The sequence below is a fragment of the Pseudomonas sp. GXM4 genome, assembly GCF_008923895.1.
Lineage (GTDB): Bacteria > Pseudomonadota > Gammaproteobacteria > Pseudomonadales > Pseudomonadaceae > Aquipseudomonas > Aquipseudomonas atacamensis.
Genome location: NZ_WBRZ01000245.1, coordinates 1 through 8,157, shown reverse-complemented (window position 1 = coordinate 8,157; position 8,157 = coordinate 1). Strand labels below are relative to the sequence as shown.

The 8,157-nt window shown below is 59.5% G+C and carries 9 protein-coding genes; 4 read left to right on the top strand and 5 right to left on the bottom strand.

The window, feature by feature from the left end; translation table 11 throughout:
- Positions 1-1,369 (bottom strand): CDP-diacylglycerol--serine O-phosphatidyltransferase (gene pssA / locus F8N49_RS22460; protein WP_151552657.1); only part of this gene is annotated, 1,369 nt, incomplete at its 3' end.
- Positions 1,370-1,562: 193 nt separating this feature from the next.
- Here pssA and F8N49_RS22455 point away from each other — a divergent pair.
- The 3 genes from F8N49_RS22455 to F8N49_RS22445 all read left to right on the top strand — a co-directional run bounded on the left by F8N49_RS22455 (position 1,563) and on the right by F8N49_RS22445 (position 3,692).
- On the top strand, positions 1,563-2,126 hold the full coding sequence (locus F8N49_RS22455; RefSeq protein ID WP_151552659.1) for a TetR/AcrR family transcriptional regulator: 564 nt from the start codon (positions 1,563-1,565) through the stop codon (positions 2,124-2,126).
- 54 nt (positions 2,127-2,180) lie between these two features.
- The gene (locus F8N49_RS22450) at positions 2,181-2,660 is read left to right on the top strand and encodes a nuclear transport factor 2 family protein (protein WP_110600631.1); all 480 of its coding nucleotides are present in this window, start codon (positions 2,181-2,183) and stop codon (positions 2,658-2,660) included.
- A 252-nt stretch (positions 2,661-2,912) separates the two neighbouring features.
- Positions 2,913-3,692, top strand: coding sequence for a TSUP family transporter (locus tag F8N49_RS22445; RefSeq protein ID WP_133337817.1), 780 nt, complete (start codon positions 2,913-2,915; stop codon positions 3,690-3,692).
- Here F8N49_RS22445 and nudC read toward each other — a convergent pair.
- The 4 genes from nudC to F8N49_RS22425 all read right to left on the bottom strand — a co-directional run bounded on the left by nudC (position 3,660) and on the right by F8N49_RS22425 (position 7,015).
- Complete coding sequence (nudC, locus tag F8N49_RS22440) at positions 3,660-4,490, bottom strand: NAD(+) diphosphatase (protein ID WP_151552655.1); 831 nt, start codon at positions 4,488-4,490, stop codon at positions 3,660-3,662. The two genes, F8N49_RS22445 and nudC, sit on opposite strands and share 33 nt — an antisense overlap.
- 7 nt (positions 4,491-4,497) lie before the next feature.
- A complete protein-coding gene (locus F8N49_RS22435; RefSeq protein ID WP_151552653.1) occupies positions 4,498-5,310 on the bottom strand; it encodes a crotonase/enoyl-CoA hydratase family protein in 813 nt (270 codons plus the stop codon).
- Positions 5,311-5,496: 186 nt separating this feature from the next.
- The gene (locus F8N49_RS22430) at positions 5,497-6,642 is read right to left on the bottom strand and encodes a PQQ-dependent sugar dehydrogenase (RefSeq protein ID WP_122698300.1); all 1,146 of its coding nucleotides are present in this window, start codon (positions 6,640-6,642) and stop codon (positions 5,497-5,499) included.
- Between the two features lie 52 nt (positions 6,643-6,694).
- Positions 6,695-7,015 carry a hypothetical protein gene (locus tag F8N49_RS22425; protein WP_041480395.1) on the bottom strand — a complete coding sequence of 107 codons (321 nt, stop codon included), beginning with the start codon at positions 7,013-7,015 and terminating at the stop codon, positions 6,695-6,697.
- 189 nt (positions 7,016-7,204) lie between these two features.
- Between F8N49_RS22425 and F8N49_RS22420 the strand changes: the two genes are divergently transcribed.
- Entirely contained in the window at positions 7,205-8,071 is an 867-nt protein-coding gene (locus F8N49_RS22420) for a Ku protein (RefSeq protein WP_151552651.1), read from the top strand.
- Positions 8,072-8,157: the final 86 nt, after the last annotated feature.

The following is an 8,157-nucleotide window of genomic DNA, read 5'->3' as shown; positions in this document are numbered from 1 at the left end:
GGCTGCGATCTTTTGCTTTTATCGATAAGACAATCCTGTACAGCAACCGCTCAATCCTCACCCGACTCACCCGCTTGAGAAACTTCGCCACCCCTGCCGGGTAATCCGGCAGTGTCTCCAGGGTCTGGAAACTGTCGATCCGCGTGGTATGGCGGAAGATGTTCTCCAGCTCGTTCGCCCTTGGCTCCAGCCACTCGCCTTTCGGATCGTCGATCAGCAGCGCGTTTTCCAGGTCGAGGCGGAACGCCCGTGGGTTGAGGTTGTTGCCGGTCAGCAAGGTGTAGCGCTGATCGACCCACATGCCCTTGAGGTGATAGGTGTTGTCGCCGTCGCGCCACAAGTGCAGGTTCAACTGGCCGCTGTCGATACTGTGCTGATGGCGTTTGGCGAAGCGGCGCAGGCTGATTTCGTATAGATACGGCAGCGCAGCGATCACCTTGAACGGCTCGCTCGGCGGAATGTAAAAATCGTTGGCGGTCTTGTCGCCGACCACAATGTCTATCTTCACGCCACGGGCCAGCGCGCGGTTGATCTCACGGATCACGCCCAGGGGCAGGTTGAAGTACGGAGTGCAGATGGTCAGCTGCTTTTGCGCGCTGGCGATCAGCTCGAGAATCGCCCTGTTCAGCGGGTTGTTCTTGCCGACGCCGAGCAGTGGCGTGACCGACAACCCTTCTTTACTTGTGCTGCCGGCCCCGGTGTCGTAAGTCGCGTACTTGAGACGGCTGCGCAGGTCACCGATGTCGTTGCGCAGGCTGCGGGTAGTCGGCAGGTTGGGCAGGTCGAGACGGTGCACGGCTTTCGATTCGATCAGGCCATGCTTGACCAGGTGATGCATCGAATCCGCCAGCTCGCGACTGTGCAGCACGTGGTAACGGTCGAAACGGTACTTGTCGAGTTTGTGCAGATAGACGTTGTTGAGGCTGGCGCCGCTGTAGACCACCTTGTCGTCAATCACGAAGCCTTTGAGGTGCAGCACGCCGAACAGCTCGCGGGTCTGCACCGGCACGCCGTAGATCGGCACTTCGCTCTGATGTGTGCGGGTCATGTCCTGATACCAGGCGGCGTTGCCCGGCTGTTTTCCAGCGCCGATCAGGCCGCGCTGGGCGCGCAACCAGTCAACCACCACGGCGATTTCCAGCTCGGGACGCTTGAGCTTGGCGGCGTGCAGGGCATCGAGAATTTCCTGACCGGCTTCGTCCTGCTGCAAATACAGCGCGACGATGTAGATGCGCTGCGTCGCTGCGGCGATTTGCTCGAGCAGGCAGCGTCGGAATTCAGCAGCACTGGACAGGATGCTCACCGCCTCGGCGGTCAGCGCGAAGCTGCGCAGTTTGGGCAGCAGAGAACGTTTGAAAAGCAACGGCATAAGGCTCGCAAGGTTCGATTCCGAAGAGTTTGAGAGCTTACACCATCGTCTGCGCCGGGTCTTGTCAGTGTCTATGAACGCCCGGAACCTGATCGTTCCCACGCAGAGCGTGGGAACGATCATTCAAAGCGCCTTTATGGACGCCGAAGAAATTCGCTTGACCAAGGAGAACGCTCGTTCTACTGTTCGCCACATGAACGAATCAATCAGCAATGAGACACGCGACATCATTCTGGATGTCACCGAAAAGTTGATCTACAAAAGTGGCATCGCTGCCACCAGCATGGATCTTCTGGTGAAGACCGCCGGCGTCTCCAGAAAAAGCATTTACCGTTACTTTGCCGATAAGGACGCCTTGGTGGTCGCAGCCCTGCAACGGCGGGATGTTCGCTGGATGCACTGGTTCACACATGCTGTCGATCAGGCCGAAACCCCGGCCGAGCGCCTGCTCAACCTGTTTACCGTGCTCAAGGGCTGGTTCGACTCGGAAGGCTTTCGCGGCTGTGCCTTTATCAACACCAGCGGCGAAACCGGTGATCCGCAGGATCCAGTGCGGCTGGTGGCCAAAGAACATAAACAGAAGCTGCTCGACTACGTGTGCGAGCTATGTACCGAATATGGCGCCGAGGATCCGCAACTGCTGGCCAGACAGTTGCTGATCCTGATTGAAGGCGCCATTACCGTAGCGCTTGTGATGGGTGATCACAGTGCCGCCGATAATGCGCAATGCATGGCGCGAAAGTTATTGGGCCTGTAACTCTTAATAAGCCGGACTTGTTGTTCATACATTAAATGAATCAGGAGATTGAACATGTCGACTGCAGCCCAGGTACGTCCGCCATTGCCGCCATTCAACCATGCGTCAGCGATCGAGAAGGTGCGTCTGGCCGAGGATGGCTGGAACAGCCGCGATCCGGAGAAGGTGTCGCTCGCTTACACCCTCGATACAAAGTGGCGCAATCGCGCCGAGTTCGCCAACAACCGCGAAGAGGCCAAGGCGTTTCTGACGCGCAAATGGGCAAAGGAACTGGATTATCGTTTGATCAAAGAACTCTGGGCCTACTCCGATACGCGCATCGCCGTGCGTTACGCCTATGAATGGCACGACGATTCCGGCAACTGGTTCCGCTCGTACGGTAACGAGAACTGGGAGTTCGATGAACACGGCCTGATGTTCCAACGCTATGCCTGCATCAACGACATGCCGATCAAGGAAAGCGAGCGCAAATTCCACTGGCCGCTGGGCCGCCGGCCGGATGATCATCCGGGGCTGAGTGAACTCGGCCTCTAAAGCCAACCCACCCCTGTGTAGGAGCTGCCGAAGGCTGCGATCTTTTGATCTTGATTTGATCGTTCCCACGCGCAGCAGCGGGGGCGCTCCGCGCCCCGGAAGATCGCAGCCTTCGGCAGCTCCTACACAGGAATGTATTCCAGACTGTAATTGACGACGGCATGCTCTGGCTCGCCGCAACAGTTGGATACAGGTAACATAACCGCCCTCCCCGCAGCCCACGTTCTGCGCCTTGCCGAATAAGCCGACTCCATGCCTTTCGAACTCAGCGTTGACCTCACCACCCTGGCCATTCTGGCCGCTGTTGCTTTCCTTGCCGGTTTCATCGATGCCATCGCTGGCGGTGGCGGTCTGTTGACCACGCCGGCCCTGCTGACGGCGGGCCTGCCGCCGCATCTGGTGCTGGGCACCAACAAGCTGAGTTCGACCTTCGGTTCGGCGACCGCCAGTTTCACCTTCTACAGGCGCAAACTGTTTCATCCACGCCAGTGGACCCACGCGATTGTCGGCACCCTGGTCGGCGCGCTCACTGGCGCGGTGGTTGCGCATTACCTGCCGGCCGAGTGGCTGAACAAGATGCTACCGGTGATCGTTTTCGCCTGTGGCCTGTATTTGCTGTTTGGCGGCACGCCGAAAGCGCCGCTGGACAGCGACGCGCCGATCAAAAAGAAATGGCAATCGACCCAGGGCTTCAGCCTCGGCTTCTATGATGGCGTGGCCGGCCCCGGCACGGGCGCATTCTGGACCGTGAGCAGTCTGCTGCTGTACCCGATCGACCTGGTCAAGGCCAGCGGCGTGGCGCGGAGCATGAACTTTGTCAGCAACATCGCAGCGCTGTCGGTGTTCATCTTCTCCGGTCAGGTCGACTGGATCATTGGCCTGTGCATGGGCCTGTCGGTGATGGTCGGGGCCTTCTTCGGCGCGCGCACCGCAATCAGCGGCGGCGCCAAATTCATTCGTCCAGTGTTCATCACCGTAGTGCTTGGCCTGACTGTGCGCCTAGCCTGGCAGCACTGGTTCAGCGTGGCCTAAGCGCCGCGCGACGTAGACGTCGATCAGGTAACGGGCAATCGAACGCGACGCCGGCAACGGCGGCAAGTCATGCACGTTGAACCACTGGGCGTCCTCGATCTCGTCTTCCTGACAGGCAATTTCGCCACCGGCATATTCGGCATGGAAGCCGAGCATCATCGAATGCGGGAACGGCCAGCACTGGCTGCCGATGTACTGGATGTTCTTCACTTCAATCTGCACTTCCTCGCGAACTTCGCGAATCAGGCAATCCTCGGCCGATTCCCCCGGCTCGGCGAAGCCGGCCAGCGTGCTGTAAACCCCGGTGACGAAACGCGGCGAGCGTGCCAGAAGGATTTCGTCGCCACGGGTGATCAGCACGATCATGCTCGGTGAGATGCGCGGATAACTGCGCAGATCGCACGGCTGGCAATACATCGCCCGTTCGCGCGGGACTTGCGTCATCGGCTGGCCGCAGTTGCCGCAGAAGCGGTGCTCGCGAGCCCAAGTGCCGATCTGTGCGGCGTAACCGAGCACTTTGTACAGCGTGTGATCGCCTTCGAGCATGAACGCCCGCAGCCCCTTCCAGCCGCAACCGGGCACATCGCTGACGCTGCGCAACTCAAGCAGATAGACCGGTTCACCGTCGAGATGACCAATCCCATGCTCAGCGAGGACCGACAGGTCCTGGCGCTTGAGCCACTCGCGCGGAAACAGTGCGCCGTTGTCATCGAACAGGAAGCCTTCGGGGCTGCGCGCTACGGCCCAGCCGCCGGGTTGATCGGTGTCGAGTACTGCAGTGGTCCAGCGAGAGATCATGGTTAACTCAATCCAGAAATTCGGGTTTCTGTTTGCTCATGTGGGCGGCCATGGCCACGCGCAGATCGGTGGATTGCAACATGGCGGCGTTCCAGGTGGCAACGTATTCAAGACCATCGTCGATGCGATGGTCGCGCATGTAGCTGATCATTTCCTTGGTACCGGTCACGGCGATCGGCGACTTCGCAGCGATGTCACGGGCAATGCCGAACACGCCTTCGAGCAGTGTGTCTTTGTCGCTGTAGACGCGATTGACCAGGCCCATGCTGCGTGCTTCTTCGGCGCCAAAGGTGCGACCGGTGTAAGCCAGTTCACGCAGCATGCCGTCTCCGATGATTCGCGGCAACCGTTGTAGCGTACCGACGTCAGCGGCCATGCCGATGTCAATTTCCTTGATGGAAAATTGCGCGTCCTCGGCGGCATAACGCATGTCACAAGCCGAGATCAGATCGATCGCCCCGCCCAGGCAATAGCCCTGAATCGCAGCAAGCACCGGTTTGCGGCAGTTGTCGACGGCGTTGAACGAGGCTTGCAGATTGAGGATCTTGCGCCGCAGCAGGCGCGCATTGCGGCCCACGTCCTTGCCCAGCTCGTTGGCGACACCGGCGAGCATCATGAGATCGATGCCCGATGAAAAATGCTTGCCGTTACCACTGAGGACCACCACGCGGACTTCGTCGGTATCCTCGATCCATTGGAAGATCTCGACAATCTCGCTCCAGAAAGCCGCGTTCATTGCGTTGATCTTTTCCGGGCGATTGATCTGCACATGCGCGATGTTGTCGGCCAGTTCGACGCTGAAGGCGGAGTATTGAGTCATGGCAGTGATCCTTTACCGGGCTGGGAAATAAGGCCCGAACTATAACAAGGCAACGGGGCGGCGGTTCGGCCAAATGCGGGACTGACTGGCGCGGCTCATTGGGGAGCAGCCGAAGGCTGCGATCTTTTGGGACGCAGAGCGTCCCGGGCTGCATTCCCACGCAGAGCGTGGGAACGATCGATTGGCTTATTTCAGCCCCAGCCTGTACAGCGAGCCATTCTCCTCATCCGTCAGCACATATAGATAGCCATCCGGCCCTTGGCGCACATCGCGTATGCGCTTGTTCAACTCGCCCAGCAAACGCTCCTCATGGACGACTTTATCGCCATCGAACTGCAGGCGAATCAATTCCTGGGACACCAGTGCGCCGATAAACGCGTTGTGCTGCCACGGGGTGAAGCGATCCGCGTCATAGAACGCCATGCCGGTAACCCCGGGGGATTTTTCCCAGACATGATGCGGCGCCACGGTGCCTTCAGCAGTTTTGCCCTTGGCTTCCGGGATGGGCTGCATCGAGTAGTTGATGCCATGGGTCGCCAACGGCCAGCCATAATTCTTGCCACGCTCGATGATGTTCACTTCGTCACCGCCACGTGGCCCGTGTTCGTTCTCCCACAGCGTGCCGGTCCACGGGTTGAGCGCCGCGCCCTGCGGGTTGCGCAGGCCATAGGACCAGATTTCAGGCCGGACACCGGATTGGCCAACGAAAGGGTTATCGTCCGGCACTTTGCCGTCCGGGAAGATGCGTACGACTTTGCCTTGCAACTTGTCGAGGTCCTGCGCAGTCGGCCGATCATTGTTTTCGCCGAGGGTGATGAACAGATACCCGTCGCGATCAAACACCAGCCGCGAACCGAAGTGGTTGCTCACTGAGAGTTTCGGTTCCTGACGGAAGATCACGTTGAAGTCCTTCAACGTCTTCAGGTCATCGGAAAGCCGTCCGCGCCCTACCGCCGTACCAGCCTTGCCGCCCTCACCACCGCCTTCGGCATACGACAGATAGACCATACGGTCCTGCTTGAAGTCCGGCGACAGCGCCACATCAAGCAACCCGCCCTGCCCTTTAGCCCAGACTTGCGGCACGCCACTGATCGGCTCCGACAGTTTGCCGTCCTTGCTGACGACGCGCAGATGACCCGGGCGTTCGGTTACCAGCATGCCCTTCTGATCAGGCAGAAATGCCAGCGCCCACGGATGTTCGAGGCCTTGGGCAATGGTGGTGACTTCAAGAATGCCCTGTTCGCTTTTCAGCTCCTTGGGCGCGGCGGCGAAGGCCGGGGCGCTGATCAGCGCGGCGGCGCAGCAGGTAGCTAGTAGGGTTTTACGCAACATGCACGATTCCTTTTGTTCGTGTGAAAGGCTGACAGAACATCAGTCCTGCCGTTCAACGGTTGCTGCCGGTGCCCCGTGGGGGCGGGTTGGGAATGAAGGTTGGCGGATTGCTCGGCACCGAGCGAATTGGCTGGCCATTGCCGATGCCGCGATTTTCAACGGTCGGCTGACGTGGCACGGGAACGGTGTTCGGCCCGCGAAGGGGCGGAGCGCTGGGCTGGGTGCCCTGCATGCTGTTGGGATTGGCCCGGCGGATCGGGCTGTTGTAGGGATTGTTGCTGTTGCCGGTAGGGCTTTGCGCCAGCACGACATCGGCATGAACCAGGCCGCCACTGAGGGCGAGGACGGCGATGCCAATCAGAAACCGGTTCATGGGAAATACCTCTCGATGTGCGTGGACTAGAGCCTTGGAGCCCACGCTACGCCGTGGGTTCGGATTTGTTAACCCTCGTGCCTTAAACAACATGTAACACGGCTTGACCGTACCGCTGGAAGCCGCGCAATCACTGGAAACTTTCTCGCCGCGCCACGGGTCACCTGATCATCACTCGGAGGACAGGTCATGGCTCGGGCAATCTGGAAAGGCGCAATCAGTTTTGGACTGGTACACATCCCCGTGGCGCTGGTTTCAGCGACGTCGTCCCAAGGCGTGGACTTCGATTGGCTCGACAGCCGCAGCATGGACCCGGTGGGCTACAAACGCATCAACAAGGTCACCGGCAAGGAAGTCACCAAAGAGAACATCGTCAAAGGCGTGGCCTACGAAAAGGGCCGATATGTGGTGCTCAGCGAGGAAGAAATCCGCTCGGCGCACCCGGTTTCCACGCAGACCATCGACATTTTCTCGTTCGTCGATGCCGAGCAGATTCCGCTGCAGAACATCGATACGCCCTACTACCTGGCGCCAGACAAGCGCGGCGGCAAGGTCTACGCGTTGCTGCGCGAAACCCTGAGCAAAACCAACAAGGTCGCCCTCGCTCGCGTCGTCCTGCATACCCGTCAATACCTGGCCGCGTTGATGCCGCTGGAGTCGGCGCTGGTTCTGGTGAAACTGCGCTGGCCGCAGGAAGTGCGCAGCCTCGATGAGCTTGCGCTGGGCAGCGAAGTGACCAAACCGCAACTGGCCAAGGGCGAGCTGGACATGGCCAAACGTCTGGTTGAGGACATGACCTCGGAGTGGTCGCCTGAAGACTACAAGGACGAGTTCGAAGACAAGATCATGGCGCTGGTCGAGAAGAAAGCCCACGAAGGCAAGATCGAGGACGTTGAGACCGCCACTGGCGAGGAAGAACGCAAGACTGCCGATGTTATCGACTTGACCGAACTGCTCAAGCGCAGCCTCGGCGGCAAGGCACCGGCCAAGTCCAAGGCCAAATCCAGCAGTAAGGCGGCGCCGGCGAAGAAGACCAGGAAGGCGTCTGGGCAATAGGAAGTCAATCAGGAAGATACTTGTTTAATGTCAGGACGCTTTCGCGAGCAAGCTCGCTCCCACAGGGTTTGTAGTCGGACGCAAGA